The sequence below is a fragment of the Streptomyces sp. NPDC040545 genome, from assembly GCF_055595065.1.
Map to the genome: position 1 here is coordinate 483,902 of NZ_JBVIWA010000002.1, position 26,285 is coordinate 510,186.

25 protein-coding genes and 1 pseudogene are annotated in these 26,285 nt (G+C 69.0%); 22 read left to right on the forward strand and 4 right to left on the reverse strand.

Features of this window, described 5'->3' with window-relative positions:
* The first annotated feature begins 17 nt into the window (after positions 1-17).
* The 12 genes from paaN to ACZ573_RS07035 all read left to right on the forward strand — a co-directional run bounded on the left by paaN (position 18) and on the right by ACZ573_RS07035 (position 12,251).
* On the forward strand, positions 18-1,724 hold the full coding sequence (gene paaN, locus ACZ573_RS06980; protein WP_471300085.1) for a phenylacetic acid degradation protein PaaN: 1,707 nt from the start codon (positions 18-20) through the stop codon (positions 1,722-1,724).
* Positions 1,717-2,901, forward strand: coding sequence for a thiolase family protein (locus tag ACZ573_RS06985; RefSeq protein ID WP_471300088.1), 1,185 nt, complete (start codon positions 1,717-1,719; stop codon positions 2,899-2,901). Before paaN ends, ACZ573_RS06985 begins: the two co-directional genes overlap by 8 nt.
* Positions 2,898-3,668 (forward strand): enoyl-CoA hydratase/isomerase family protein, encoded by a 771-nt coding sequence (locus ACZ573_RS06990; RefSeq protein ID WP_471300092.1) that lies wholly within the window; start codon positions 2,898-2,900, stop codon positions 3,666-3,668. The genes ACZ573_RS06985 and ACZ573_RS06990 overlap by 4 nt, the downstream gene beginning before the upstream one ends.
* On the forward strand, positions 3,665-4,531 hold the full coding sequence (locus ACZ573_RS06995; RefSeq protein WP_471300095.1) for a 3-hydroxyacyl-CoA dehydrogenase family protein: 867 nt from the start codon (positions 3,665-3,667) through the stop codon (positions 4,529-4,531). The genes ACZ573_RS06990 and ACZ573_RS06995 overlap by 4 nt, the downstream gene beginning before the upstream one ends.
* Positions 4,522-5,367, forward strand: coding sequence for an enoyl-CoA hydratase/isomerase family protein (locus ACZ573_RS07000; RefSeq protein ID WP_471300097.1), 846 nt, complete (start codon positions 4,522-4,524; stop codon positions 5,365-5,367). Before ACZ573_RS06995 ends, ACZ573_RS07000 begins: the two co-directional genes overlap by 10 nt.
* 35 nt (positions 5,368-5,402) lie before the next feature.
* On the forward strand, positions 5,403-6,377 hold the full coding sequence (gene paaA / locus ACZ573_RS07005; RefSeq protein WP_471300098.1) for a 1,2-phenylacetyl-CoA epoxidase subunit PaaA: 975 nt from the start codon (positions 5,403-5,405) through the stop codon (positions 6,375-6,377).
* The gene (gene paaB, locus ACZ573_RS07010) at positions 6,374-6,700 is read left to right on the forward strand and encodes a 1,2-phenylacetyl-CoA epoxidase subunit PaaB (RefSeq protein ID WP_030830736.1); all 327 of its coding nucleotides are present in this window, start codon (positions 6,374-6,376) and stop codon (positions 6,698-6,700) included. The genes paaA and paaB overlap by 4 nt, the downstream gene beginning before the upstream one ends.
* A 12-nt stretch (positions 6,701-6,712) precedes the next feature.
* Complete coding sequence (gene paaC, locus ACZ573_RS07015; RefSeq protein ID WP_471300101.1) at positions 6,713-7,579, forward strand: 1,2-phenylacetyl-CoA epoxidase subunit PaaC; 867 nt, start codon at positions 6,713-6,715, stop codon at positions 7,577-7,579.
* The gene (paaD, locus tag ACZ573_RS07020; RefSeq protein ID WP_030302963.1) at positions 7,573-8,109 is read left to right on the forward strand and encodes a 1,2-phenylacetyl-CoA epoxidase subunit PaaD; all 537 of its coding nucleotides are present in this window, start codon (positions 7,573-7,575) and stop codon (positions 8,107-8,109) included. The genes paaC and paaD overlap by 7 nt, the downstream gene beginning before the upstream one ends.
* The gene (paaE, locus tag ACZ573_RS07025) at positions 8,109-9,245 is read left to right on the forward strand and encodes a 1,2-phenylacetyl-CoA epoxidase subunit PaaE (RefSeq protein WP_471300105.1); all 1,137 of its coding nucleotides are present in this window, start codon (positions 8,109-8,111) and stop codon (positions 9,243-9,245) included. The genes paaD and paaE overlap by 1 nt, the downstream gene beginning before the upstream one ends.
* 298 nt (positions 9,246-9,543) lie before the next feature.
* Positions 9,544-11,007 carry an amino acid permease gene (locus tag ACZ573_RS07030; RefSeq protein ID WP_471300108.1) on the forward strand — a complete coding sequence of 488 codons (1,464 nt, stop codon included), beginning with the start codon at positions 9,544-9,546 and terminating at the stop codon, positions 11,005-11,007.
* Between the two features lie 338 nt (positions 11,008-11,345).
* On the forward strand, positions 11,346-12,251 hold the full coding sequence (locus ACZ573_RS07035) for a LysR substrate-binding domain-containing protein (protein WP_471300110.1): 906 nt from the start codon (positions 11,346-11,348) through the stop codon (positions 12,249-12,251).
* Positions 12,252-12,280: 29 nt separating this feature from the next.
* Here the strand turns inward: ACZ573_RS07035 and ACZ573_RS07040 are convergent, their stop codons facing one another.
* Positions 12,281-13,123 carry a LysR family transcriptional regulator gene (locus ACZ573_RS07040; protein ID WP_252308826.1) on the reverse strand — a complete coding sequence of 281 codons (843 nt, stop codon included), beginning with the start codon at positions 13,121-13,123 and terminating at the stop codon, positions 12,281-12,283.
* A gap of 72 nt (positions 13,124-13,195) precedes the next feature.
* Between ACZ573_RS07040 and ACZ573_RS07045 the strand changes: the two genes are divergently transcribed.
* The 6 genes from ACZ573_RS07045 (at position 13,196) to ACZ573_RS07070 (ending at position 19,398) form a co-directional block, all read left to right on the forward strand.
* Complete coding sequence (locus ACZ573_RS07045) at positions 13,196-14,059, forward strand: PhzF family phenazine biosynthesis protein (RefSeq protein WP_030830723.1); 864 nt, start codon at positions 13,196-13,198, stop codon at positions 14,057-14,059.
* A 725-nt stretch (positions 14,060-14,784) separates the two neighbouring features.
* A complete protein-coding gene (locus ACZ573_RS07050) occupies positions 14,785-15,216 on the forward strand; it encodes a GNAT family N-acetyltransferase (RefSeq protein ID WP_471300113.1) in 432 nt (143 codons plus the stop codon).
* A 220-nt stretch (positions 15,217-15,436) separates the two neighbouring features.
* A complete protein-coding gene (locus ACZ573_RS07055; protein WP_471300115.1) occupies positions 15,437-15,994 on the forward strand; it encodes a 2'-5' RNA ligase family protein in 558 nt (185 codons plus the stop codon).
* Between the two features lie 623 nt (positions 15,995-16,617).
* A complete protein-coding gene (locus tag ACZ573_RS07060) occupies positions 16,618-17,121 on the forward strand; it encodes a hypothetical protein (protein WP_471300116.1) in 504 nt (167 codons plus the stop codon).
* A gap of 840 nt (positions 17,122-17,961) precedes the next feature.
* Positions 17,962-18,906: an endonuclease/exonuclease/phosphatase family protein gene (locus ACZ573_RS07065; protein WP_471300118.1), complete on the forward strand. Its 945-nt coding sequence runs from the start codon at positions 17,962-17,964 to the stop codon at positions 18,904-18,906.
* Positions 18,907-19,023: 117 nt separating this feature from the next.
* A complete protein-coding gene (locus ACZ573_RS07070; protein WP_471300121.1) occupies positions 19,024-19,398 on the forward strand; it encodes a hypothetical protein in 375 nt (124 codons plus the stop codon).
* A gap of 147 nt (positions 19,399-19,545) precedes the next feature.
* On the opposite strand, the gene ACZ573_RS07075 is transcribed toward ACZ573_RS07070, so the two are convergent.
* Entirely contained in the window at positions 19,546-20,154 is a 609-nt protein-coding gene (locus tag ACZ573_RS07075) for a DJ-1/PfpI family protein (RefSeq protein ID WP_471300123.1), read from the reverse strand.
* Positions 20,155-20,669: 515 nt separating this feature from the next.
* Between ACZ573_RS07075 and panD the strand changes: the two genes are divergently transcribed.
* The 3 genes from panD to ACZ573_RS07090 are packed head-to-tail and all read left to right on the forward strand — an operon-like array spanning position 20,670 to position 22,276.
* Entirely contained in the window at positions 20,670-21,089 is a 420-nt protein-coding gene (gene panD, locus ACZ573_RS07080) for an aspartate 1-decarboxylase (RefSeq protein ID WP_471300125.1), read from the forward strand.
* Between the two features lie 15 nt (positions 21,090-21,104).
* Positions 21,105-21,446, forward strand: a complete 342-nt coding sequence (locus ACZ573_RS07085) for a GNAT family N-acetyltransferase (protein WP_471300128.1) — start codon at positions 21,105-21,107, stop codon at positions 21,444-21,446.
* Entirely contained in the window at positions 21,443-22,276 is an 834-nt protein-coding gene (locus tag ACZ573_RS07090; RefSeq protein WP_471300131.1) for an arylsulfatase, read from the forward strand. The genes ACZ573_RS07085 and ACZ573_RS07090 overlap by 4 nt, the downstream gene beginning before the upstream one ends.
* A gap of 25 nt (positions 22,277-22,301) precedes the next feature.
* Here ACZ573_RS07090 and gndA read toward each other — a convergent pair whose 3' ends face one another.
* The gene (gene gndA, locus ACZ573_RS07095) at positions 22,302-23,747 is read right to left on the reverse strand and encodes an NADP-dependent phosphogluconate dehydrogenase (protein WP_471300133.1); all 1,446 of its coding nucleotides are present in this window, start codon (positions 23,745-23,747) and stop codon (positions 22,302-22,304) included.
* 196 nt (positions 23,748-23,943) lie between these two features.
* On the opposite strand from gndA, the gene ACZ573_RS07100 reads away from it, so the two are divergent.
* Entirely contained in the window at positions 23,944-25,209 is a 1,266-nt protein-coding gene (locus ACZ573_RS07100) for a transglycosylase family protein (protein ID WP_471300136.1), read from the forward strand.
* Between the two features lie 24 nt (positions 25,210-25,233).
* Here ACZ573_RS07100 and ACZ573_RS07105 read toward each other — a convergent pair.
* A pseudogene (locus ACZ573_RS07105) lies at positions 25,234-26,046 on the reverse strand (DMT family transporter); the annotation flags it as partial.
* Between the last annotated feature and the right edge of the window lie 239 nt (positions 26,047-26,285).

Consider the following 26,285-nt stretch of genomic DNA (forward strand, 5'->3'; position numbering starts at 1 on the left):
TCGGCCAGGAGCTCTCAGTGCCCACCGACCAGAATCCCGACTTCTTCGTCCGCCACGCGGCTCTGCTCGACCAGGCGGTGGAGTGTGCCGCCGACCGCACCTACTGGACGCCGTACCAGGAAGCCCCCAGCGCCTCTGCGTACGGAGCAGAGGTATCGCGGCTGGGCGAGGCCGCCTTCCAAGGCCTCCTCGGCCGCCCCTTCCGCATCGAAGGACATCCGAGCACCGGCACCGTCCCCGCCACCGAAGTCTCGCCCTACGGCTTCCCGCTCGGCATCAGTTACCCGTACCTGCCGCCCGAGGTGGCCGTCGCGACGGCCAAGTCAGCCGCAGTGGCATGGCGCGCCGCGAGCCCGGACACCCGGGCCGGCGTCGCCGCCGAGATCCTTGCTCGGCTGAACGAGGCGACGTTCGAGATCGCGTACGCCGTCCAGCACACCACCGGCCAGCCCTTCACGATGGCGTTCCAGGCCGGCGGTCCGCACGCCCAGGACCGAGGCCTCGAAGCGGTCGCCCACGCGTGGAACGAGCAGACACGCCATCCGGTCGCGGCCCGCTGGAGCAAGCCGCAGCGCAAGGGCGGCCCACTCGTCATGGACAAGACCTTCACCACCGTGGGACGCGGTGTGGCAGTGCTGATCGCCTGCAACACCTTCCCCACCTGGAACGGCTATCCGGGACTGTTCGCGAGTCTGGTCACCGGCAACCCGGTGGTCGTCAAGCCTCATCGACGTGCCGTGCTGCCACTGGCAATCACCGTGCGGATCGCCCGTGAGGTGCTGGCGGAGGCCGGCTTCGATCCGGACGTGGTACTGCTCGCCGCCGCGAAGCCCGACGAGCGCACCGCCCCCGCCCTGGCCACCCACCCCGATGTGCGCATCGTGGACTACACCGGCTCCAGCGAGTTCGGCGACTGGTTGGAGACCAACGCCCGCCAGGCCGCGGTCCACACCGAGAAGTCCGGACTCAACACCGTCGTCGTGGACTCCACGGACGATTACGCCGGTCTGCTGCGCAACCTCGCCTTCTCCCTGTCGCTCTACAGCGGCCAGATGTGCACCACCCCGCAGAACATCCTCGTTCCCCGCAACGGCTTCCCCACCGACCAGGGGCGCCGTACGGCAGACGAGTTCGCCGCCGACCTCGGCGCCGCGCTGGACAGGCTGCTCGGCGACCCGGCCCGTGCGGCCGCCACCCTCGGCGCGATCGTGAACGACGGTGTCCTGAAGCGCGTGGCGGAGGCGGCGGAACTCGACCGTGTCGCCCATCCGTCGAGGCAAATCACCCACCCGGACTTCCCGGACGCGGCCGTCCGTTCCCCGCTGTTGGTCCGGCTCGAGGCCGAGACCGACGAAGAGACATACACGAGCGAGTGGTTCGGGCCGGTCTCCTTCGTCATCGGTACCGACTCCACCGCGCACGGCCTGCGACTCCTGCACGACACCGTACGGTGCCACGGCGCGCTGACCGCCTCCGTGTACGCCACCGACAAGGGTGTGCTGGAGGCGGCACGAGCCACCGCGTTGGAGGCGGGCGTGAACCTGTCGGAGAACCTGACCGGTGCGGTCTTCGTCAACCAGTCCGCCGCCTTCAGCGACTTTCACGGCACTGCGGCCAACCCCGCGGCCAATGCCGCCCTCACCGACCCGGCGTTCGTCACCGGACGCTTCTCGGTCGTCCAGTCCCGGCGCCACGCACCCGCAGAGGAGCACGCCGATGCGTGATGAAGAGGTCTACCTGATCGACGGGGCCCGCACTCCGCTTGGCCGCCACCGAGGCGCCCTGGCCTCCGTACGCCCGGACGACCTGGCCGCCCTCGTGGTTGGCGAGGCGGTACGTCGCTCGGGCATCCCGGCCGACACCGTGGACGAGGTGATCCTCGGCGCCGCGAACCAGGCGGGCGAGGATAACCGGGACGTGGCCCGGATGGCCGTCCTGCTGGCCGGACTGCCGGACACCGTGCCCGGATATACCGTCAATCGGCTGTGCGCGTCCGGGCTGACGGCCGTCGCCTCGGCCGCCCAGGCGATCCGTGCGGGGGAGGCCGACCTGGTCGTCGCGGGCGGAGTGGAGTCAATGACCCGTGCCCCCTGGGTGATGGCCAAGCCCGGCACGCCCTGGGCCCGGCCCGGTGAAGTCCACGACACCTCCCTGGGCTGGCGCTTCACCAACCCGCGCTTCCCCGCCGCGACCACCCTGTCCATGGGCGAGACCGCCGAGGAGGTCGCCGCCCTGGACGGCATCACCCGCCTTGAGGCGGACACCTTCGCGCTGAGGAGTCACCGCAGGGCGGAGGCCGCCCAGAGGGCGGGCCGCTTCAAGGAGGAGATCGTCCCGGTGCCGGTGGTGGACGGCGAGGTGACCCAGGACGAGGGGCCTCGGCCGTCCACATCGCTGGAGAAGCTCGGCGGACTGCGCACGTCCTTCCGCAGCGGCGGCATCATCACCGCGGGCAACTCCTCGCCGCTGTCCGACGGGGCCGCTGCCATCGTGGTGGCGAGTTTGGCGGCGGTCGAACGGTACCGGCTCACCCCCCGGGCCCGCGTCGTCACCGCCGCCTCGGCCGGGGTCGAGCCCCGCCTGATGGGGCTCGGGCCCGTGCCGGCCACCTTGAGGGCGCTCGGCCGGGCGGGCTGGCGGCCCGACGACCTGGACGCCGTCGAGGTGAACGAGGCCTTCGCCGCCCAAGCGCTGGCAGTCGTCCGCCGCCTGCAGCTCGACGAGGACCGCGTCAATGCCGACGGCGGCGCCATCGCCCTCGGACACCCGCTCGGCTGCTCCGGCGCCCGCATCCTGCTCACCCTGCTCGGACGCATGGAACGCGAGGACGCTCGACGGGGACTGGCGACCATGTGTGTGGGGGTTGGGCAGGGCGTGGCGATGCTGGTGGAGCGCGTATGAGCACGCGGGAGGACACGGCGTACGAGACCCTGCGGGTCGAGGCCGGCACGGACCGGGTCGTCGTGACCCTGCACCGGCCGGAGGCTCGCAACGCCATCAGCAGCGGCATGATCTCCGAACTGCATCGCGTGTGCGAGGACCTGGAGCGCGCGCCGAGGCTGCTGCTGCTCACCGGGCACGGCGGGGTCTTCGCCGGCGGCGCCGACATCGCCGAACTACAGCGGCGCGGCCGGGAGGAGGCGCTGCAGGGAATCAACAGCCGTCTGTTCGAGCGGGTACGCAGGCTGCCCCTGCCCACCGTGGCCGCGGTGGACGGCTGGGCACTGGGGGGCGGCGCCGAGCTTGCGTACGCCTGCGACATCCGGATCGCCGGGCCAAACGCCGTCTTCGGCAACCCCGAACCTGGCCTGGGCATCCTCGCCGCCGCCGGGGCCTGCTGGCGGCTGCGGGAGCTGCTTGGCGAGTCGGTGGCCAAGCAGGTCCTGCTCGCCGGGCGGAACCTCGACGCACCTGCCGCGCTCGCCTGTGGGCTGGTCACGGACGTCGTACCGGCCGAGCGGCTGAACGCCGAGGCACACGCCCTGCTGGACCGCATGGCCCGTTCCTCGGCGCTCGCCCTGCGGCTGACCAAGCTCGTCACCGACGCCCCGGGTGCCCATCCGGTGGCTGACGACCTCGCCCAGGCCGTGCTGTTCGAGGGCCGCGACAAGGAGGAGCGCATGACGCGATTCCTGAAGAAGAACGAGAAGAACGGAGGCCGGGCATGACCTTGGCATCAGCACCGCCCGCCGTCGTGGGGGTGATCGGCGGCGGCCGGATGGGGACCGGTATCGCCCAGTCCTTCGCGGTCGCAGGGTCGTCCGTGGTCGTCGTGGAACACGACGAAGCGGCCGCGACCGTCGCGCTGAACCGCATCGCCGCCGGCCTGAGGCAGGCCGCCGAGCGTGAGGGGCCCGGCGGATCCGCTACCGGTGAGGCACTGGACCGGGTCACCGCCGTGACCTCGATCGCCGAACTTCCCGCCGACGCCGATCTCGTCGTCGAGGCGGTACCCGAAGACGCCGCGCTCAAGGCCCGGCTGCTCGCCGCCGCTGAGCGGGCCGTGGGGGAGCGGTGCGTACTCGCCACCAACACCAGTTCGCTGCCGGTCACCGAACTCGCGGCGGCCCTGAAGCGGCCGGGACGCTTTCTAGGCATGCACTTCTTCAACCCGGTGCCCGTCTCCGCGCTCGTCGAACTGGTCCTCACTCCCGACACCACCGGGGAGACCCTGACAGCGGCGGTCGGCTGGACACACGCCCTGGGCAAGCAGGAGGTCGTCGTCCAGGACTCGCCGGGATTCGCCAGCAGCCGTCTCGGCCTGGCCCTCGGTCTGGAGGCCGTCCGCATGGTCGAGGAGGGGGTCGCCGAGCCGGAGGCCATCGACACGGCCATGCGCCTGGGATACCGGCACCCGATGGGGCCGCTGCGCCTCACCGACGAAGTAGGTCTCGACGTACGGCTGGCCATTGCCGACCACCTGCACAGGACGCTCGGGGAGCGGTTCGCCCCGCCGGCGTTGCTGCGGGAGAAAGTCGCCCGCGGCGAGCTGGGCCGCAAGACGGGGAAGGGGTTCTACTCATGGCCGTGACCGATGGTGCGCCCACCGAGGCTCAGGAGCCGGGCCGTCCCGCCCGTCACGGGGTCGCCTACGACGTCACCGACGCCGTGGCCGTCATCGAGCTGCGCGGTCCCGGGAGCGGCAACGCGCTCGACACCCATATGCGCAGCGCCCTCCTCATGGCGGCACGCCGCCTGACCACGGACACCGCACGCGGTGTACGGGCTGCCCTGATCACTGCCCGCGGAAGGCATTTCTGCGTCGGCCAGGACCTCAGGGAGCACGCCCGGCAGCTGAACACCGCGCCCGAGGCGGCCTTCGCGAACCTTCCCAACGACTACAACCCGCTGCTGAAGGAGCTGCATGGGCTTCCGGTCCCGCTCGTCGTGGCCGTCGAGGGCGCGTGTGTCGGGGCTGGGCTCGGCATCGCGCTCTGCGCGGATCTGCGCGTTGCCGCCGAAGGAGCCCACTTCGCGACTGCCTTCACCGGCATCGGCCTGGCCTCCGACTCGGGGGTCGCCCGCGGCCTCGCCCGCCAGCTCGGTCCTTCGCGGACCGCAGGACTCATGCTCCTCGGAGACCGCTTCTCCGCACAGGACGCCGAACGCTGGGGCCTGGTCCACCGCGTCGTGGCGGACGGCTCGGCCACGGCTGAGGGGCTGGCCGTCGCCCGCTCCCTCGCAGGCGGACCCACCGCCGCCCACCGAGAGATCAAGGCACTGCTGCGGTCCGCGGCCACCGCCACGCTGCCGACCGCGCTGGAGCGCGAAGCCGTGATCCAGCGCCGGCTCGGCGCCACCGAGGACCACCGCGAAGCCGTCACGGCGTTCCTCGAACGCCGCAGCCCGGCGTTCCGCGGCCATTGACCCACTCATCGAGTACGACGGGACACGCATACCCCATGAACACCCCCACCGTCACACCATCCGGGCCCCAGGGCCCCGAGGCCACCTTCGAGGACACCATCGCCCGCGACCAGCGCATCGAGCCCCGGGACTGGATGCCCGACGGCTACCGCACCACGCTGATCAGGCAGATCGCCCAGCATGCCCACTCCGAGATCATCGGTATGCAGCCGGAGGGCGAGTGGATCACCCGGGCACCCTCGCTGCGCCGCAAGGCCATCCTCTTCGCCAAGGTGCAGGACGAGGCCGGGCACGGGCTGTACCTCTACTCCGCGGCTGAGACCCTCGGGGCGGACCGCACGGACATGACGGCGCGTCTGATCGACGGCCGCCAGAAGTACTCGTCCATCTTCAATTACCCGACCCAGACCTTCGCCGACGTCGGCGTGATCGGCTGGTTCGTGGACGGCGCGGCGATTTGCAACCAGGTGCCCCTGTGCCGTACGTCGTACGGCCCGTACGGGCGCGCCATGGTCCGCGTGTGCAAGGAGGAGTCCTTCCACCAGCGGCAGGGGTACGAACTCCTGCTGACGATGATGCACGGCACCGACGAGCAGCGGGAGATGGTGCAGGACGCGGTGAACCGCTGGTGGTGGCCGTCGCTGATGATGTTCGGCCCGCCGGACGCCGACTCGCCCAACTCCGCGCGATCCATGGCCTGGAAGATCAAACGGCACTCAAACGACGAACTGCGACAGCGGTTCGTCGACATGACCGTGCCGCAGGCCCAGAAGCTCGGCGTCACCCTGCCCGACCCCGTCCTGCGGTGGAACGAGGAGCGCGGTCACCACGACTTCGGCGCCCCCGACTGGGACGAGCTGAAGCGCGTGGTCTCCGGCGACGGGCCGTGCAACGCCGAGCGGATTGCCCGGCGCCGGGCCGCCCACGAGGAGGGCGCCTGGGTGCGGGAGGCGGCCTCGGCCCATGCGTCCAAGCAGGCGACCCGGGTGCGTGAAGGAGCGGCGGCATGAGCGGCACCGACCGGACTTCCGCCGGCGGACCCGTCCGCATACGGGACGAGTGGCCGCTGTACGAGGTGTTCGTCCGGGGCAAGCGTGGACTGAACCATGTCCACGTGGGCTCTCTGCGGGCGCCCGACGACGCGATGGCCCTTGTCCACGCCCGCGACCTGTACACCCGGCGCAACGAGGGCGTGAGTGTCTGGGCCGTGCGGTCCGACTCCATCGCCGCCTCCACCCTCGCCGAGAAGGATCCCTTCTTCGCGCCCAGCGGCGACAAGGTCTACCGGCACCCGACCTTCTACGACATCCCCGACGACGTACCCCACATCTAGGAGCGGCCGCCAATGAGTCACGAGGATCTGTACGTCGACCACGACAACGCGCAGTGGGCGTTCGGCACCGGTTTCACCGACCCCCTGCACGGCGTCGACCAGAGGGTGCCGGACGGCATCGACGCCGGAGACCTGGCCGCCTGCTGTCTGGCCCTGGGCGACGACGCCCTGGTGTCCGCCCAGCGGCTCGCCGAGTGGTGCACACGCGCCCCGGAACTGGAGGAGGAACTCGCCCTGGCCAACATCGGCCTCGACCTGCTCGGCCAGGCCCGGCTGCTGTATGCCAGGACGGGACGGGCCGACGGTACGGGCCGCGGCGAGGACGCGTACGCCTACTTCCGTGATCCAGACGGCTTCCGCAACCTACGGCTGGCCGAACTGCCCGGCGGCGACTTCGCCTTCACGATCACACGGCTGCTCGTGTTGTCCGTCTGGCGGCTGGCCGTCTTCGAGGAGCTCACCAGCGCTCCTGATCCGGTGCTCGCCGCCATCGCCGCCAAGAGCGTGAAGGAGCTCTCCTACCATTGCCACTACGCCGCGGTGTGGACCGTGCGCTTGGGCGACGGGACTCCCGAGTCCCGTGACCGTCTCAGAACGGCGCTGTTCGACGTCGCGCCCTGGCTGGGAGAACCACTGACCGACCGGACCGCAGCCGGTCTGGGCGCCGAGTCCACAGTGGTCGCCGACCGGACACTGCGGCATCTCGCCGACGTCCTGGTGCGAGCGGGATTCGACCCCTCCGAGGTCCTGCCTCTCGGCCCGGCGTCCGCCCCTGCCATACCCGGCTCCGGCCGCGACGCTGACCGTACCGAACACCTGGCGCCGCTCCTGACCGAACTCCAGAGCATCGCCCGCGCACACCCGCAGGCGCAATGGTGACGCTCGCAGATGCCGGCGAGCACCGCCGAGATGCGGCGCACCGCGCCTGGCGTACCGCCTGCGAGATCCCCGATCCTGAACTGCCCATGCTGACCCTCGCCGACCTCGGAGTGCTCCGCGGTGTCGAGGTGGAGCAGGACGGTACGGTCGTCGTGCGGCTCACCCCGACCTACTCAGGCTGTCCCGCCGTGGCCGAGATGCGGGCGGAAGCCGCCACCCGGCTGCAGGCGGACGGCTTTCCCGCCGTTCGGGTCGTCACCGTGCTCGACCCGCCCTGGACTACCGACTGGATCACATCCCAGGGCCGCCTCAAGCTCGCCGAACACGGCATCGCACCACCGGGGCCTCGGCGCCTCAGCGAATCCGGGCCGGTGTGGCTGTCCCTCGGGCCGGCCCCGTCGGATGTGCCCTGCCCGCGCTGCGCCTCGGTCGATACCGAGGAGATCTCACGGTTCGCCGCAACCGCCTGCTTGGCGCTCCGCCGCTGCGGCACCTGCCTGGAGCCCTTCGAGCACCTCAAGGACCTTTGATGACGACCCCCTCCCGTCCCCCCGTCACGGCGCGGACCCGTCTGCGTCCCCCCTTCCACGCCCTGCGCGTCGCAGCGGTTGAGGGGCTGTGCTCCGACGCCGCCGCGCTCACCCTCGCGATACCGGACCGTCTGGCCGAGGAATTCGCGTTTCTCCCCGGCCAGTGCCTCACCGTGCGCCGGGAGATCGACGGCCGCGACGAGCGCCGCTCCTACTCCATCTGCTCCCCCGTCGGGGAACCTCTGCGCATCGGCATCCGCGTCGTACCCGGCGGCCTGTTCTCTTCCTGGCTCGTCCACGGTGTGCGCCCGGGAGACACTCTTGAGGTGATGGGGCCGGTCGGTGCTTTCACGCCCGACCTCACCGGAGCCGGACAACCCGGTGATTCCGGTCAACCCGGTGGCCTCGGCCACTTCGTGCTCATCGCTGCCGGGTCCGGCATCACACCGATGCTGTCGATCGCCGCCTCAGTACTCGGCGCCGACGGCTCATCCCGCATCACCCTCCTCTACGGCAACAGGCGAACCGATACGGTGATGTTCGCGGACGAACTGGCAGATCTGAAAGACCAGTACCCGGCCCGCTTCCAGCTCGTTCACGTGTTGTCCCGCGAGCCGCGCCAGGCCGAAATGCTCTCCGGCCGCCTCGATGCGGCGCGGCTCACCGCCCTGCTCGATGCCCTGGTCGACACCGACGGCGTCGACCAATGGTGGCTGTGCGGTCCGCACGGCATGGTCCGTGACTCCAGCGCCATCCTGGCCGGGCTCGGCGTCCCGGCTGACCGAATCCACCAGGAACTGTTCCACGCCGATGAAGAACCGCCCGCTGCCCGCCACGAGGTCTCGGCGATCGGTCTCGCCACGAGCCAAGTCACCGTCGTCCTGGATGGCAGGGTCACCACGTTCCCGGCCCCCCGGGACCGCACCGTCCTCGACGCTGCCCAACAGCTCCGCCCCGACCTGCCGTTCGCCTGCAGAGGCGGCGTCTGCGGGACGTGCCGCGCCCTGGTGACCCAGGGCCGGGGCGACATGCGCCGCAACTACGCCCTGGAGCCCGCGGAGGTGGCCGCGGGATACGTCTTGACCTGCCAGACCCGCCCCGCATCGGACGAGCTCACCGTGGACTTCGACATGTGAGCGCGAACATGTCGACAACGTTCGGTTTTCTCGACGATGAACGATCGGAAACCTGCGCTGGAAAAGGCGCATGCCGTTCGGCACAGTGAGCCCGGGTCAATCAATCGCTCTTTTCGAACAGAGGTTCGGTAAGACAGGGTGAAAGCCTGCTTGCCGCCTTGGTCCCCGACGCGGGAGACCGCGCAAACTCGGGCCGCCCGCAACGTTCGTTGACCGACGGCGTGCGCCTATCGAAATCTTGAGCGGACCGGCAGTAACGGACCGCACTGCATCAACTTATGGAAAGTGAGAGCAAGGCGTGAGTGAGCAGCCGCTCGTAAAGCCCGGAGCGCCATCCAGACCGGCCCGGCCCAATGTCGACGCTGGAGACGCCGGTTACAGCAAGTCGTTGAAGTCCCGGCACGTCAGCATGATCGCTATCGGGGGTGCCATCGGCACCGGCCTCTTCCTCGGTGCCGGCGGCCGCCTCGCCGAGGCCGGCCCGTCGTTGTTCGTTGCGTACGCGGTCTGCGGCTTCTTCGCCTTCCTCGTCGTTCGCGCGCTCGGCGAACTCGTCCTGTACCGGCCCTCGTCCGGCGCCTTCGTGTCGTACGCCCGGGAGTTCCTTGGCGAGAAGGGCGCCTACACCGCAGGCTGGATGTACTTCCTGAACTGGGCCACGACCGGTATCGCCGACATCACCGCGGTGGCCACCTACACCCACTACTGGGGCATGTTCTCCGACATACCCCAATGGGTGATCGCGCTGATCGCCCTGGCGGTCGTCCTCGCGGTCAACTTGATATCGGTGCGGATCTTCGGTGAGCTGGAGTTCTGGTTCGCAATCGTCAAGGTCGGCGCCCTCGTCCTCTTCATGTGTATCGGCATCTTCCTGCTGGTGACCCAACACCCCGTCGGCGGTCACAACCCCGGTCTGTCCGTGATCAGCGACAACGGAGGCGTCTTCCCCAACGGTCTGCTGCCCATGCTCCTGATCACCCAAGGCGTCATCTTCGCCTACGCCGCAGTCGAGCTGGTCGGCGTTACGGCGGGTGAGACCGAGAACCCCGAGAAGATCATGCCCAAGGCGATCAACTCGATCATGTGGCGCGTGGCGCTGTTCTACGTCGGCTCGGTCATCCTGCTCTCGATGCTGCTTCCGTGGAACAAGTACGTCGCTGGCGAGAGCCCCTTTGTGACGGTGCTGTCCAACATCGGTGTCCCCGCCGCGGGCGGCGTGATGAACCTCGTCGTCCTCACCGCGGCCATGTCCTCGCTCAACTCCGGCCTCTACTCGACCGGCCGCATCCTGCGCTCCATGGCGATGTCCGGCTCGGCGCCGAGGTTCACGAGTGCGATGAGCCGCAGCCAGGTTCCCTACGGTGGCATCCTGCTCACGACCGGTATCTGTGTGCTCGGCGTCGGCCTCAACTTCGTCGTACCGGCAGAGGCGTTCGAGATCGTCCTGAACTTCGCGGCGATCGGCATCCTGGCCACGTGGGGCATGATCATGATCTGCCACCTGCTCTTCTGGCAGAAGACGCAGCAGGGCGAGCTGACGCGTCCTGGCTACCGGCTGCCCGGCTCGCCGTGGACCGAGATCGTGACCCTCGGCTTCCTGGCCTCCGTCCTGGTGCTGATGTATGCCGACGGCGGGGCCGCACGCACCACCGTGCTGTGTCTTCCGCTGATCGTCGGAGCCCTCGTCGCCGGGTGGTTCGGCGTGCGCGGCCGGGTGGCCGGCATGCGCAGGGCAGCCGAGGACGCCCAAGCCAGGCCATGACCTCGACGGCGACACATCGGGGCGGCTCGCCCACGCATCAGTGGCGTGACATCACCTGCCTGATACGGGCCGTGCCGCCAACCTGCCCAGGATGCATTCAACGTGACCTCGTAACGCTCTTCAATGGCCCGGTGGTCGCCTTACGATCCGACCGCGCCCCAGGGATTCCTGGCCACCGCACACCCCTCGATACGGCACCCAGCCCTAGAGCCGGCGGCGCTGATCCTTGTAATCCGCCGCAGTCAGCCCGAGTCAACCGCGAGGCGTAGCGTGACATCACACTCTGCGCGTCCGGCACAAGCTCTCCCACGAGAAAGCCAGCTGTTTCAGGCGCTGTCATGTTCGATCTTCACCGGCTCAGACTTCTCAGGGAGCTCAAGCACCGCGGCACGCTGGCCGCCGTTGCCGCTGCCTTGTCCTACAGTCCATCGACCATTTCTCAGCAGTTGTCGCTGCTGGAATCCGAGGTCGGCGTCCGGCTACTGGAACACGTCGGTCGGCGGGTACGCCTCACCCAACAGGCGGAGATTCTCGTCGCCCACACCGAGGCTGTCCTGGAGCGGCTGGAACGCGCAGAGACCGACATCGCGACATCCTTGACCGATTTGACCGGAACACTCCGCATCGCCTCCTTTCAGAGTGCGGCGCTGGCCCTGGTCCCCACCGCACTGAACTTGTTGCATGCCGCTCATCCGCTGCTGCGTGTCCATCTCACTCAGATGGAGCGGGAAAGTGCCATTTCTGCTCTGCTGGCGCGTGACTTCGATCTGATCATCGACGTGGAGTACCCCGGTATTCCCGGTCCCCGGCCCGCGGAGGTGGAGCAGGAGGAGTTGTGTGAGGACACCCTGCATCTGGCTCATCCGGCCATTGGGGGCATGGCCGACCCCATGGTGGCTCTCCTCAGCCTGGCAGGACAGCCGTGGATCATGGAGCCCGAAGGAACCATGGCTCGCCGCTGGTCGATGGCACTGTGCCGCGAAGCAGGCTTCGAACCCGACATCCGTTACGAGTCCACCGATCACTTCCTGCATCTGCGGCTAGCCGAACAGGGTCATGCGGCCGCGCTGCTTCCGGGTTTGGCATGGCACGGCCGTCCCCCGACCGTCCCCATACAGCCACTGCCACGGGCTCATCACAGACGCAGACTGCTCACTGCCGTGCGTCGCGGAGGCGGCCAGCACCCCACCATCAAAGCCGCCCGACAGGCACTGCTCCAGGCTGCTGAGCAGCTCGTGCTGTGATCGCATGAGCCGCGGGGGCCCTGCTCTTGTCAGGCCAGACGTCTGAGCACGTCTTCGACCGCGTCGATGAGCGGATCGCCTTCAGTGCCTGCCCGCCGTATGAGACCCAGTTCGACGTCAGGAAGTTCTGGCAGGCCGCCGTACGCGGCGGTGCCGGGTTCCACGCAGGCGGGCAGTAGAGCCGCAGCGCCGAGGCCGGCCCGGACGGCGGCTTGCACGGCGGCCAGGCTGGTGCTTTCGAAAACAACACGCCATGTACGTCCGTTGGCTTCCAGCGCGTCGAGCACCGGCGTGCGCCAGCGACACGGCAGGGAGAACAGCACGAGAGGGAGGGGGTCAGCGCCTGGATCCAGTCCGGGCCCGACGGCCCATCTCAGCGGCAACCGAATCGTCCAGCGCGGTAGGCCGGGCAGGTAGGACGGATCACACAGGGCGATGTGGATGCGTCCGGAGGAAAAGGCCTCCCTCATGTACGGCCCAGGAGCGCTGACCACTTCCAGCGTCGCTTCGGGGTTAAGGCGGGCAAAATCGGCAAGTGCCTGGGGAAACGGTGCAGCGGCGAGGTCCTCGATCAGTCCCACACCGCAATGACCCGTCACCGTTCGCCTTGTTGCGGTGAGCGCCTGGGCAGACAGGGCCAGGATCCGCTCGGCATAGGGCAGCAATGCCTCGCCGGCCTTGGTCGGGCTCACTCCGGTGGCCGTACGGTGCAGCAGTGGCTGTCCGACAGAGCGTTCGAGCTTCCGCAACTGCTGGCTGAGGGCCGGCTGGCTGTACCCGAGCGCGGCTGCGGCGCGACTGATACTGCCGAGGCGGGCGCAGCTGACGAACATCCGCAGCAACGACGTCTCTAGATCGCGGTCGAAGGCCATAACCGCACGTTATACGGCCCCCTGTTCATTGGGTAGTTCCATCTGAAGGAGCGAATCATTAGCGTCAGTCCCATGCACTACTTCCACGTCGATGTGTTCAGCTCTCAGCCCTTCAGCGGCAACAGCCTCACTGTCTTCCCCGATGCCGCCCAGCTCAGCAGCGGCCAGATGGCGGCCATCACGCGGGAAATGCGCCACTTCGAATCGATCTTCCTGACAGGTGAGGACGCGGGAGACGGAGCTTGGCGGGCCCGCGTCTTCGACCTCGTCGAGGAACTCGACTTCGCCGGCCACCCTGTCATCGGAGCCGCCTGCGTCCTGCACGCGCTGCACGGCAGTGGCGACCGTGAGACGTGGACGATGAAATTGAAAGCCCGCACGGTGGAGATCACCACACATCGGCGTGGTCCTGGGCGGTACGCGAGCGTGCTGGATCAGGGCGCTCCCTCCTTCCTCGGCCAGCCGGACCGCAAGGACCTGGCGTCTTGGTTTTCGCTGAATGAAGAAGACCTGGATGCGGATCTCCCGCCCGAGGTGGTCTCCACCGGCCTGCGCTACCTGGTGCTGCCGGTACGCAGCGGCGCACTCGAACGGGCCCGGATCGCTTTCGATCTCGACACGCCGCTTTCCAGTCTCGGCGCACAGTTCGCCTATCTCCTCGATGCCGACACCTTGGAGTCACGGCACTGGAACAACGACGGCATCGTCGAGGACGTGGCGACCGGAAGCGGAGCAGGATGTGCCGCCGCCTATCTGCGCCGCCACGGCCGCATCCGCGACGGGGAAAAGGTGGTCCTCAGACAGGGCCGGTTCACTGGCCGTCCCAGCCAGATGACGATCAGCGCGCAGGGCCCAAGCGGGGACGTCCGCTCGGTACAGGTCGGCGGCGAGGTCTCGTTCGTCGCGAACGGACGTTTGGAGGAGCTGCCAGCATGAGCGGCTTGCTGGAATACTTCCGGTCCGACAGCCGTCGTCTGGTCGCTGTCGGGTGAACCCATCCGGGGGAGCGGGCCAGATTCGACGCCATCTTTTTGCGGAGTCGGTCACGACTTCTCTCTGATGGCTCGGCCGTAGAGCGTCGGCGATGTCACGTAAAGGATGCCGCGTCCGGCAGAGCAGTTTCTCGACCTGAGGATTCAAACTGGCGGCCCATTCAGACCGCCTAGCGCCGTCTGGCAGGTTCGGCCGCTTTGGTATATCGCTGCACTGCATCTCCTGATGTCGCCCGCGGCCACGACGTCACCACGCCTGCGAAGGTTTGGAAGACGACTGTAGCTTCGCAAAAGCGCTCCGCCTCCACCAGCGCGTAGGCAAGCGTTCAGGTCGGCGAGGTGGACGCGTGCTGCAAGAACCCGGGGCTGAGACAGAGCCGGGTTGCCCGCCCCAGCGCTACGGTTTCCCTCGGCGTCTCGGCCGACACCCTCGGCAGCCAAGCGCTCAAGCCGGACTGCCACCATAGGAGGCGGTCGCGCCGAGAGTTCCCCCAGCCAGTGGCACTGGCACAGCAAACGTAAGCCGCATCTCGTCAGGGGAAGACCCATGCTCAGATTCCTAGCCGCCGAAGCCGATTCGACGTCCACAAGAGCAGGACAACACGGGCCGGACTCGGATGCCGAATTCCGCGCCGGTTGGTCAGTTGCACAGACTGGATCAATACACTCATGAACGCTGAACTTCCCACCGGATATGAGATATCCGCAGACCCCGCCCGCCTCGATCCTGCGCTGATCCACCACTGGCTGTCACAGGACTCCTACTGGGCCATTGGCCGATCCAGGGAAAAACAGGACATGGCGATCGCCTGTTCCCTCAACTTCGGCGTCTACGACAGCGCCTCAGGCGCCCAGGTCGGTTATGCCCGTGTTGTCACTGACTCGGCCACCTTCGCCTGGTTGTGTGACGTCTACATCGCACGCGACGCACGTGGAAAGGGCCTGGGAACCGCTCTGGCCACTGCGATCCGGGACCATCTTTCTCCTTACGGCCTGCGTCGAATCCTGCTGGCCACGGCGGACGCGCACGCGGTCTACGCCAAGGTGGGCTTCGCATCACTGGAGAAACCGGAGAAGTGGATGACACTAGGGGAGCAGTGAGCCCCTCGGCGAAACGGGCCTCCAGCCGCGATACGGGGAACGCGAGACCGGACCAAGGCAGGCGGTACGAGCTGCCGCAATGCGGTGCGCGGGGAAGCCAAGCGCCTCGCCGTAGTTGCGGTTCGACGGATTCGGAACACCGCTCCGCCGACTCGTCCCAACACGCTGCGACCCTCTTCGGCGTGTGGTCCTATGATTCCGGAAGGGAGCAGGGAGAGGCATGCCGGAAGACCAGTCGGGCCTGTATCAGGCAGGCGAAACGGTGCTGTTGGTCAAGGTGCCCGAAGCCGAGCCGCTCATCGGCCAATGGCGCCAGCGGTTCGACTCCTCGGCCGGAGCCAGGCTTCCGGCGCACGTGACGGTACTCTATCCATTTCTGGACCATGGCCGCATCGATGCCGACGTGCTCGGCGCGCTAGAGTTGGTCGTTGGTGCGCACTGCGCCTTCGACGTTCGGTTCGAAGGCCTTGGGCGGTTCCCCGATGTGCTCTTCCTGGTGCCGACGCCGGAGGGTCCGCTGCGGGCTCTTACTCAAGCCGTCTGCGAACGATGGCCTGAGGTCCCGCCCTATGGGGGCCGGTTCGTCGAGGTCGTTCCGCACCTGACGGTGGCCCATGGTCAGGAGCGGAGCGTATTCGACGAGGCCGAGGCCGCCCTCACGGGCCGTCTGCCGGTCACCGCCCGCGTTTCGGCGGTTCAACTTTTGGTTTGCGACGGCGAGTCCTGGCATGAGCAGGCGGCCTTTCCCCTGCGCGGCCGAGGCGAATCATGTCGATGAGGTCGTCGCGGCTGGTGAGGTTGCCGTACCGAAGGTCGCAATCCGCCAGAAGGGGTACTTGGAGTTGGATTGTTCCGGACGGGCTGTGGGAGATCGCGGAGCCGCTGATCCCACCGTCAAAGGTGCGGCCGCAAGGCGGGCGCCGGCGCGAGCGCATCATCGGCCCGGCGCGCGGCGGGCCACCGCCTCGTACAGACGCCACTCGGCCCCCGTGCGGGCCTCCGACACCTGCCAGGCCAGCACCGAGACGCCGGGCAGCAGCACCCTGCGTCTGTCGTTGGCTCCATCTCACGACGCGCATACCCCCGAGCCTCCATCGGGGAGGCCATAGCGCTGATGGCGGCAGCCGTCAGCACGGGGCCGACGACCTGACCCGTGCTCATGAGTCCCTGATGCCCCAAGCGTTCCAAGCAAATTAGGTGTATCTGGCTGATACTGATCCGGCTTGCCGCAGCGCTGCCTATCAAGTCGATCGCCTTGCCGAGGTCGGTCAGTTCCCCCGTCAGCAGGCGAGGGAGGTCGACCCCCCTCCCTACGCGCGAGTCGTCAAGCAAGTTGATATGTAAAGAGTTTGACTAGTTGATGGGGGTCGGCTCTATTCTTCCATCCAGGAGGCGTACCTCTTGCATGCCCGTATAGGGCCCGCTGCGGGCACAGCGGTTCTGTGCCACGCGTGGTTCTTCTTCGGTTTCCTCTATGAGGAGATCGTCGATGTCCCGAACATGATGATGGGCGCACATGCTGTGGAAGCCCAGTCTTTGTGGGACCCGTACCATTCGGTCACCAACCCGGTCTTCTACTATGCCATCGTGGCTGTCCCGGTACTGGGCTCGCTGGCCTTTCTCTGGCTGAAGCGGGGCGGGCTGTCGCCCGCGAACCAGACTCGCCTGCGACTCGCCACCTGCGGCCATCTCGCCATGGCCGCGCTCACCTTCGTCGCCGTCACACAAATCAACGGCACGCTGTATTTCGGGCCTCCGATCAACGACCCGGCGCGCGTCGACACACTTGCCTGGGCCTGGTTCGGAGTCAACGCTCTGCGCATCGGGGCCACAGCCTTCGCCACGGTCAAACTCCTCGACTTGTACCTGAACATCCGCGGTACGTCGACACGTTATCCCGCATGACCTGCCTCTCGACTGCCCACCACCGAGGTATCACGGCAGCCGCGTCAACGGGATACACCAGCCCGCAGGCCAGGGCCGAAGCTGGCTCTCACCGTGGCAGCGTGCATTGACGATCCGGCGCGGGCTCGGGCATCGGCTGCTTCCCCGCGGGGTGCCCGTCGCGATCGTCAAGGGCTGGAGGTGGTCACGGCTGAAGCGCCAGGAACGCCGGGCCGGCCGCGTTCGCGCTGCAGATCAAGCCTCGCCACGATCGGGAGCTTTCCTTTCGCAGGGTGGGGGCCACCACGTAAGGGCTGTCCTTCCCACAGCGGGCGGGTGGGCACGGCGGGCTGCCGCATGGTGCTGGAGGCCGGGCGCGGCCGAGCTGGTTGAAGGGCGACAAGGTGGCGGACCCACTCCTCACAATCGGTGGCGTCACCGGGTGACAACTCGCGTCGCGCCCACCTCCGTGCCACCCGTGGAACTCTTCGAAGCCGTGGATCAACGTGAGTAACGTGACGGTGGCGACGGGCCGCTCACGGAAACCGTCAGCGCCTGAACCTGACTTGAGGCTAACGTTCGATTCTCTCGACGATGAATGATCGGAAACTTGCGCTAGAAAAAGTGCTGGCCGATCGGCACAGTAGCTCCGCGTCGATCAACTTGTCGGCTCGCTGGAAGTCGGCGCCAGAGCGTCCCCCGCTGGCGTTGTCACACGACCAGCAGGTCGTACAGGAACCGCAGGGCCGACCTGGGCAGAACGACATCTTATGGTTGTTGACGGTGCCCAAATCGTCCAATTCGGGGATGAGGCTACGGGCGACGCGAAGACGACTCTCTTCTCTCTTCAAAGGTGAACGCATGAGCCAGCATGTGACAGTCCTGTGCTGGAACCTCAAACGCAACGGTGCTGGTGACACCACCAAGCGGCGGCGTGCTCACGAGCTGCTGGCATCCCTCGACCCTCACCTCGTCCTCCGCCAAGAGATGGATGGTGCTGCGGCGGACGGCAACCGGATCATGTACGAGGTTGAGGCTGTCCTTGGCTTGCGCGGCTGGCTCGGCCCCCGAGCCTGCACGGCCGTCTTCGCGAACCCGACGCTGTTCCAGCCGCTGAGGGAGTGTGAGGACGTCGGCCCTGTTTGGGTTCATCCACCCACGGTTGCGGTCTTCCGCTTCACACCGGGGGGCAGCCAGTCCCTGCCCCTTGTTGTGGCTTCTTATCATCTGAACCACGCCTCGGCCACAACCCGCCAGGCCGAGGTGGAGCGGCTGACGAAGTGGGCCGACCGCAAGTGGACGATGCCGGACGGCGAGCGGATGCTGATGCCTGCCCTCATGGGCGGTGACAACAACTCCTACCCGGTGCCCGGTCTGGAAGGGGACCTCCCCCTGCCGGATTTGGAACAGATCGCCGACCGGCCGCACCGGCTCCACCGCTCCCACATCGGCCCCGATGGGCAGCGGCTGTTGGACACCTGCCCTGACGAGGCTCTGCGCACCGCCGGCCTGGAGGACGTGGCCCGCTATTGGGCGAGCACCCGCGATGGCGACAAGGCAGCCGCGTCCCGCACGATGAACGCCAATCCGACGCACGGCCCGGACACGCGGATCGACAGGATCTACGCCACGCCCGCCCTACTCGGAGCGGTGAGGGATGTCGACGTGATCGAGGTCGAACCGGGTATATCAGACCACCACATCGTCCGTCTGACCCTTGACGCCGACCGCCTGACCGACGCCCTCACCTACCGGCCCCGGAGGCAAGCCGCGCCAGCTGTAGCATCCGAAACGATCGACGACTGAAGCGCCCAGCCTACGACCAAACCGGGACCGGCGCCTGCCGTGGGCCGGCCGCGCTCGGCACCATGCCCGCAAGATCACGTCCACGGGTATTGCCGACGTAAGCCCCAAAGCCGGCACATGGAGGCCGCGGCGACCGACGACGCGCTGGCTCTGTGCGTGCTGCTGATGCAGGTGAGGCTGATCAGCGCCGCGCGCCGCGCGCCGCGCGCCGGACCGGGACTGGGTGGCGGCCCGGGGCCGAGTGGCGAAGGCGTCACGGATGCTCGATGGGGTGTTCCGGCTGTGGAGCGAGCAGCAGGACCTGGACCTCAGCACGACCAGCGTCGCTATGACCCGGTCGACAAACACGAGATCATGGTCTGGGCCGGCGCCGGCCGCACGCAGCCGGTCGTGGCCTCGGCGTTCGGACAGCGCACTGTCCCGCAGCGTCGACCACGGACCGGCCAGCTCGTCGATCAAATCGGCCAGGTGCTGAACGGGAGACACCGGTGAAGACAGACTGCGAGAGGGCCTCGCGGGCCCAACCAGCTGTAAGCATCCGGTCATGATCGCGCAACCCTGTGACAGCCCCACAACCTCAACGCGGCCTTCGCTCCCGTCGCTGTAGCTGCCAGGGGGTCAGAGGGCTGGCCACGGGTGTCAGCCCAGTGCGACCTCGCCTGCGTGGAGGGCACCCATCACGCGCTCGACAGTCTCATGGACTTCGCCGACCGGAGCCGCGTAGCCGATAGCGCCGCGCGCGGCTTCCTCACCGAGCGTCCGGGTGATCACCCACGCGGCAAGATACTGCGATGCCAGGCAGCCGCCCGCCGTGGCGATGTTCCCCTCCGCATGGAACGGTGCGTCCAGCACAGTGACGTCGCAGGCCTCGACATAGGGCCGGCTCGTCATATCCGTACTGGCCGGCATCCCAGCCAGCAACCCGAGTCGCGCAAGTACCAGCGCGCCGGAGCACTGAGAACCGATCAGCTGCCGCGACGGCTCGAGGCGCAGCATGGCGAGCATACGGTCATCGGCGACAACGTCGCGCGTCTTCACCCCGCTGCCGATCAGCACAACGTCAGCCTCGGTGACGAACTCCATCGGACGCTGGCCGGTCACCTCGACTCCGTTCATCGACGTGATCACGGGCACGGGTGTGGTGATGAAGGCCTCCAGGCCGTCTTTGCGACACCGGTTGATCAACGCTGAGGCGATGAAACTGTCAAGCTCGTTGAACCCGTCGAAGGTGACCACGGCTACCTGCATCGCAACTCCCTGAGTATGACGTCCGGGCATCAAGCCTCTCGAATGCGCCAAGCCCGGGTCACGGGCCAATCGGCGGCTGGTGGCATACCTGCCACAGCTCTCACAGTCCAAGACCGCCAGCTGAACGCCCGAGGTCAATCGTGCTCGTCCTCGTAAGTCCCGGACCACCCCAGCGGAACCCCGGTTCGTCCGTAGCCACGGCGATCAAGTTTCTGCCTTCGGTGCCAGGGTCCGCGCAGCGAGTTGTCCGGTATCCCTGACACGCCTGATGCATCGTCAGGTAGGTCAGCATCTGGTCAGCATCGTTCCCAGAATATTTTGAAGTGGCTGTCCGATTCGACGCCTGGTCGGCGGCGCCGCAACAGCCTGGCCCGCACGGATGCCCAGTCAGCGAGCCTTCTCGGCAGCGGGAATCGATGTTCCTTTTAATCTTCGATCTAACGCGTGTCAGTGTAGAGTGAGACCGCCCCTGACCTGCAGAAAGCCGGCAGGGAGCCGTCTTCTAGGAGTTCAAAATGCTGCGCACCATGATCAAGTCCAAGATCCACCGGGCTACCGTCACCCAGGCCGACCTGCACTACGTCGGCTCCGTGACCGTCGACGCCGACCTGCTGGACGCGGCCGACCTGCTGCCCGGGGAGCTCGTCCACATCGTGGACATCACCAACGGCGCGCGGCTCGAGACCTACGTCATCGAGGGGGAGCGCGGGTCCGGGGTCATCGGGATCAACGGCGCCGCCGCGCACCTGGTGCACCCCGGGGACCTGGTCATCCTCATCAGCTACGCGCAGGTCGAGGACGCCGAGGCCCGGGTGTTCGAGCCCCGCGTGGTGCACGTGGACGGCGACAACCGGATCGTCGAGCTGGGTGCGGATCCCTCCGCCCCGGTGCCGGGTACGGACCAGCGGCGCAGTCCGCACGCCGTGGCCGTCTGAGGGGAGCAGGGGATCATGCCGATCGAGTTCCAGGACGATCGTGAGGCCGGACGGCTGCTCGCCGTCGAGGACGGGGCGGTGGTCGGCCACATCGCGTACTTCGTGGTCGCCGACGCGCCCCACGCCCTGGTCGCGGTGCACACCATCGTCGAGCAGGGGCATGAGGGCCGCGGTATCGCAGGCGGGCTGGTGAAGACCTTCTACGGGATCGCCGCCGCCGAAGGGGTGCCCGTGGTGCCGCTCTGCCCCTACGCGGCGAGCTGGGCCGCCAAACACCCCGACGAGGCGCCCGAGCCGGCCGCCGAGGTCGTCCAGGCGGCCAAGACGCAGCTCGCGGCGGCCCCCGGCCTCTGGTGACCGATCTGCTCCTGCTGCACACCTCACCCGTGCACGTCCCGGTCTTCGACGCCCTGCGCGACCGGAACCATCCGGGGGCCGTACTACGGCACCTGGTGGTTCCGGAGCTGCTGGACCGGGCCCGCGCCGAAGGGCCGGAGTCGGTGGCTCCGGCCCTTCGGGGGCTGCTGCCCGCACAAGCGGGGCCGCCCGTGCTGGTGACCTGCTCGACGATCGGGGCCACCGCGGAGTCGCTGGCCCTGGGCGCCCCGGTGCTGCGGGTGGACCGGCCGATGGCGGCCGCCGCGGTACGGGCGGGGGCGCGGATCGCCGTACTGGCCGCCCTGGAGTCCACCCTCGCCCCGACCCGGGAGCTGCTGGCCGAGGAGGCCGGTGACCGGCCCGTGTCGATCGTCACGCACCTGGTCGCCGGGGCCTGGGAGCGCTTCGAGGCCGGGGACACCGCTGGCTACCTCGCCCGCGTCGCCACTGCCGCCGAGTCCGTCACCGGCGCGGACGTCATCGTGCTGGCCCAGGCCTCCATGGCCGGGGCCGCTGACCTGGCCGCGGGCCCGGTCCCGGTGCTCTCCAGCCCGGCTCCGGGCCTGGCCGCGGGACTGGCACTGCGCCAGGGGAGGCATACAGGCCGGAATCCCGGGAAGGTGGGCCGTATGGTGCGAAAGCGAGACGCAGAAGAGACGCAGCCGCCTGTGCCCGGGCCGGGCCCCTTCCCCGATCCCGAGCCCATTCCGCGGCCCGTGCCGCCCGTGCCCGCCCCGGTGCCCGAGCCGGACCCGGTCCCCGCGCCGCCGGGGCCCGCGCCGATCCCGCAGCCCGGGCCCCTGAGCTAGTACGACGACTAGTACGACGAGCGGCCTACGAGGTGCGGACCTCGGAGCGGTCGCCGCTCCAGAGGGTGTGGAACGAGCCCTCGCGGTCGGTCCGCCGGTAGGTGTGCGCCCCGAAGAAGTCCCGCTGCCCCTGGGTGAGGGCCGCGGGCAGCCGCTCCGCGCGCAGCGCGTCGTAGTAGGCCAGTGAGGCCGCGAAGGCGGGAACCGGGATGCCCTGGCGCACCGCCGCCACCAGGACGGACCGCCAGCCGTCCTGGGCGGCCGCGATCTCCTCGGCGAAGTGCGCGTCCGCCAGCAGGCTCGGCAGCTCCGGCCGTGCGTCGTACGCCGCCCGGATCCGGTCGAGGAACGCGGCCCGGATGATGCAGCCGCCGCGCCACAGCGAGGCCACGGCGCCCAGGTCCACGTTCCAGCCGTACTCCTCGCTGCCGGCCCGGATCTGGTGGAAGCCCTGGGTGTACGAGACGATCTTCGATGCGTACAGCGCCTGCTCCACCTCGGCGGCGAAGGCCTCCGCAGCCTCCGGCGCGAGCGCGGCAGCCGTCGGGCCCGCGAGCCCGCGCGCGGCCGACCGCAGGTCCGCGTGGCCGGAGACCGCGCGGGCGAAGACCGCCTCGGCGATCCCCGACACCGGTACCCCGAGGTCGAGCGCGATCTGCACGGTCCAGCGGCCGGTGCCCTTCTGCTCGGCGGCGTCGGCCACGACGTCGACGTACGGGCGGCCGGTCGCGGCGTCCGTGTGCGCGAGCACCTCCGCCGTGATCTCGATCAGGTACGAGTCCAGGCGCCCCCGGTTCCACGCCCGGAAGGTCTCCGCGATCTTCGCGGGGGAGTAGCCCGCCACCTCGCGCAACAGGTGGTAGGCCTCGCCGATCAGCTGCATGTCGGCGTACTCGATGCCGTTGTGCACCATCTTGACGAAGTGTCCGGCACCGTCGGGCCCCACGTGCGAGGTGCACGGTGTGCCGTCGGCGGCCTTCGCGGAGATCTTCTCCAGCAGCGGTCCGAGGGACGCGTACGACGTGGTCGAGCCGCCGGGCATGATGCTCGGGCCCAGCAGCGCTCCCTCCTCGCCGCCGGAGATGCCGACCCCCACGAAGTGGAGGCCCAGCTCCCGCAGTTCCCGCTCGCGGCGCCGGGTGTCCTCGAAGTGCGCGTTGCCGCCGTCGATGATGACGTCGCCCTCCTCCAGGAGCGGGGCGAACTCGCGGATCACGGCATCGGTCGGCTCCCCGGCCTTCACCATGATGACGATGCGCCGGGGGCGCTCCAGCGCGTCGACGAACTCCTTCGCCGACCCGGCCGCCACGAAAGTGCCCTCGTGCCCGAACTCCTCCACCAGTGCCGTGGTCTTGGCGGCCGTGCGGTTGTGGACGGCCACGGTGAATCCGTTGCGGGCGAAGTTGCGGGCGAGGTTGCTGCCCATGACAGCGAGTCCGGTGACGCCGATCTGGGCTGTGCTGGTGCTCATCGGTGCGCTCCTGCTTGCTTCGGTGTGCCTTCGGTGGGCGGGGAGCACCGAAGCTACCCCCACGCGGACGCCGGTGGATCTTTTACTCACCGAGATACAGTCAAGTTCCTTTGGCATGCGCCCCGTTGCGCCTCTTGTCACGCTGTGATCGCGACGTTAAGTTGTGCGGTTCCTGATGTCTTCGATGGGGGCTCCCATGGGTGTACGGGGCCGGCACCGCCGGTATCAGCCGAGCAGCATCAACCGGGCCTCCCTGGCCGTGACCGCCGGCGGTGCCGGGATCGCGCTGCCGCTCATCGGGGCCGGAGTCGCCCACGGCGCCTCCGTGGACACCTGGAACAAGGTCGCGTCCTGCGAATCGACGGACAACTGGCGCATCAACACCGGCAACGGCTACTACGGCGGCCTCCAGTTCAGCCAGAGCACCTGGCGGGCCTTCGGCGGCACCGCCTACGCCCCGCGCGCCGACCTGGCCACCAAGGACCAGCAGATAGCCGTCGCGGAGAAGGTGCTCAAGGGGCAGGGGCCCGGCGCCTGGCCCAGCTGCGGGAAGCAGGCCGGACTCACGCGCAGCGGCCCTGCGCCCGCCGTCACCCCGCAGACGCAGACGCAGACGCAGACGCGGGGACAGGTACCCGTCGCGCGGACGGCCCCGGAGCAGGGCGGCGGACCGCGCCCGACGGGGACCTCCGTCCTGCCGAACCCGTACGTCGTCGCGCCCGGCGACTCGCTCTCCGCGATCGCCACCGACCAGCACGTCGAGGGCGGCTGGCAGGCGCTGTACGAGACCAACCGGACCACCATCGGCGGCAACCCGAACCTGATCTTCCCGGGCCAGCGGCTCACCCTGCGGGTCACCACGGCGCCCGCCCTGCCGCCGCCGCCCAGGCAGGACCCCGAGAAGCCGCCGCGGACCGCCGACCCGGTGACCCCCGTGGAACCGGCCGCCGAGAAGCCCGCCGAGAAGCCCGCGCCCAAGCCGGTGGAGAAGCCCGTCGAGAAGCCGGTCGAGAAGCCGGCGCCGGAGCCCGCCTCAGCGCAGCAGAAGCCGGAAGCGGGCGGATTCTCCGCCCCCGTCGACGCGGCCCTCGGCACCGCGTACCGCGTCGCTGGATCCTCCTGGTCCAGCGGCTACCACACGGGCGTCGACTTCCCGGTGGCGACCGGCACCACCGTCAAGTCGGTGGGACCCGGCCAGGTCGTCTCCGCCGGCTGGGCCGGAGCCTACGGCTACCAGGTCGTCATCCGGCACACCGACGGCCGGTACTCCCAGTACGCCCACCTCTCCGCCCTCGGCGTCAAGGCCGGCCAGCAGGTCTCCGGAGGCCAGCGCATCGGCCGCTCCGGCTCGACCGGCAACACCACGGGCCCGCACCTGCACTTCGAGATGCGCACGGGACCCGGCTACGGCTCCGACATCGACCCGCTCAAGTACCTCCGGGGCCACGGGGTCCGCATCTGACCCGCGCACGTGCGAGGGCACGACGGTGAGCAGGATCAGGCCGGCCGCCGCGAGCACGGCGCTGGCCACCGCCGCCGCCGCGCCCGCGGCCCCGTACCGGAAGCTCTCGCCGAACAGCGTGATGCCGACCGTCGCCGCCACCACCGGGTTGACCACCGTCACCGTGGCCAGCGGCGCGGTCAGCCCGGCGCCCCGGTAGGCCGCCTGCGACAGCAGCAGCCCGCCGGCCGCCAGTACCGCGACCGCCGCGAGGTCGGGCCACAGGCCGGCCGGCGCGTCCGGCCCGAAGTCCTCGGCCACCGACTTGGTGAACACCGAGGCCATGCCGAAGGCGGTACCGGCGGCCGCGGCCAGCAGCACGCTGTGCAGCACCGCCCGGTGCATCCGGTGCGCCGCCAGGAACAGGGCCAGCGCCACCGCCCCGGTCAGCATCAGCAGCATGCGCCGCTCGTCCTGCGCCAGCGACTGCTCCGCCCGCCCCTCGCCGCCGGTCAGCGCCAGCAGCCCGGCCAGGCCGACCGTGGCCAGCACCGCCCCGCGCCAGGCGGCGGCGCCCGCCCGGCGCCGTACGAAGACGGCGGCCATCGGCAGGGCGAAGACGATGGTCAGGGCGCCCAGCGGCTGGACCAGGCTCAGCGGCCCGTACGCGAGAGCCACCACGTGCAGCAGCGCACCGAGGCCGTTCAGTCCCACCGCCACCCACCAGACGCCACGGCGCACCGGGGCGTACGGGCGGTCCGGCGTGGTCGCCGCGACCCGTTCCTGGACGATCGCGCCGCCCGCGTACGCCAGGGCGGACACGAGACAGAGCAGGACCGACAGCGCCAGTGCACTCATAAGGTCCACAATGCCCGACCCACCTGCGCTATTCCTCCGTCCACAGGTGGTGATCAGTCGTACTCCCGACGTAGTACGGGAGTACGCAGCGTGGCCCCTCCGGGAGCGGAATGCGACCCCGGCGGTGCCCCCCGCGTCACCGTTTCACCGCGCACGGTGACGCTCCGCTGCCGGTGCGTGAGAGCGGCGGGAGCGGGTTTGGCTCCGGGCGTGTGGGATCCGTACAGTTGCCCTTTTGA

What these genes read in the sequence shown, in the direction of transcription:
- ACZ573_RS06985 (WP_471300088.1), top strand. Translation starts at nt 1,717, where the DNA reads ATGCGTGATGAAGAGGTCTACCTGATCGACGGGGCCCGCACTCCGCTT.
- ACZ573_RS06990 (WP_471300092.1), top strand. Translation starts at nt 2,898, where the DNA reads ATGAGCACGCGGGAGGACACGGCGTACGAGACCCTGCGGGTCGAGGCC.
- ACZ573_RS06995 (WP_471300095.1), top strand. Translation starts at nt 3,665, where the DNA reads ATGACCTTGGCATCAGCACCGCCCGCCGTCGTGGGGGTGATCGGCGGC.
- ACZ573_RS07000 (WP_471300097.1), top strand. Translation starts at nt 4,522, where the DNA reads ATGGCCGTGACCGATGGTGCGCCCACCGAGGCTCAGGAGCCGGGCCGT.
- paaA (WP_471300098.1), top strand. Translation starts at nt 5,403, where the DNA reads ATGAACACCCCCACCGTCACACCATCCGGGCCCCAGGGCCCCGAGGCC.
- paaB (WP_030830736.1), top strand. Translation starts at nt 6,374, where the DNA reads ATGAGCGGCACCGACCGGACTTCCGCCGGCGGACCCGTCCGCATACGG.
- paaC (WP_471300101.1), top strand. Translation starts at nt 6,713, where the DNA reads ATGAGTCACGAGGATCTGTACGTCGACCACGACAACGCGCAGTGGGCG.
- paaD (WP_030302963.1), top strand. Translation starts at nt 7,573, where the DNA reads ATGGTGACGCTCGCAGATGCCGGCGAGCACCGCCGAGATGCGGCGCAC.
- paaE (WP_471300105.1), top strand. Translation starts at nt 8,109, where the DNA reads ATGACGACCCCCTCCCGTCCCCCCGTCACGGCGCGGACCCGTCTGCGT.
- ACZ573_RS07035 (WP_471300110.1), top strand. Translation starts at nt 11,346, where the DNA reads ATGTTCGATCTTCACCGGCTCAGACTTCTCAGGGAGCTCAAGCACCGC.
- ACZ573_RS07040 (WP_252308826.1), bottom strand. Translation starts at nt 13,123, where the DNA reads ATGGCCTTCGACCGCGATCTAGAGACGTCGTTGCTGCGGATGTTCGTC.
- ACZ573_RS07045 (WP_030830723.1), top strand. Translation starts at nt 13,196, where the DNA reads ATGCACTACTTCCACGTCGATGTGTTCAGCTCTCAGCCCTTCAGCGGC.
- ACZ573_RS07050 (WP_471300113.1), top strand. Translation starts at nt 14,785, where the DNA reads ATGAACGCTGAACTTCCCACCGGATATGAGATATCCGCAGACCCCGCC.
- ACZ573_RS07055 (WP_471300115.1), top strand. Translation starts at nt 15,437, where the DNA reads ATGCCGGAAGACCAGTCGGGCCTGTATCAGGCAGGCGAAACGGTGCTG.
- ACZ573_RS07065 (WP_471300118.1), top strand. Translation starts at nt 17,962, where the DNA reads ATGAGCCAGCATGTGACAGTCCTGTGCTGGAACCTCAAACGCAACGGT.
- ACZ573_RS07070 (WP_471300121.1), top strand. Translation starts at nt 19,024, where the DNA reads ATGGAGGCCGCGGCGACCGACGACGCGCTGGCTCTGTGCGTGCTGCTG.
- ACZ573_RS07075 (WP_471300123.1), bottom strand. Translation starts at nt 20,154, where the DNA reads ATGCAGGTAGCCGTGGTCACCTTCGACGGGTTCAACGAGCTTGACAGT.
- panD (WP_471300125.1), top strand. Translation starts at nt 20,670, where the DNA reads ATGCTGCGCACCATGATCAAGTCCAAGATCCACCGGGCTACCGTCACC.
- ACZ573_RS07085 (WP_471300128.1), top strand. Translation starts at nt 21,105, where the DNA reads ATGCCGATCGAGTTCCAGGACGATCGTGAGGCCGGACGGCTGCTCGCC.
- gndA (WP_471300133.1), bottom strand. Translation starts at nt 23,747, where the DNA reads ATGAGCACCAGCACAGCCCAGATCGGCGTCACCGGACTCGCTGTCATG.
- ACZ573_RS07100 (WP_471300136.1), top strand. Translation starts at nt 23,944, where the DNA reads ATGGGTGTACGGGGCCGGCACCGCCGGTATCAGCCGAGCAGCATCAAC.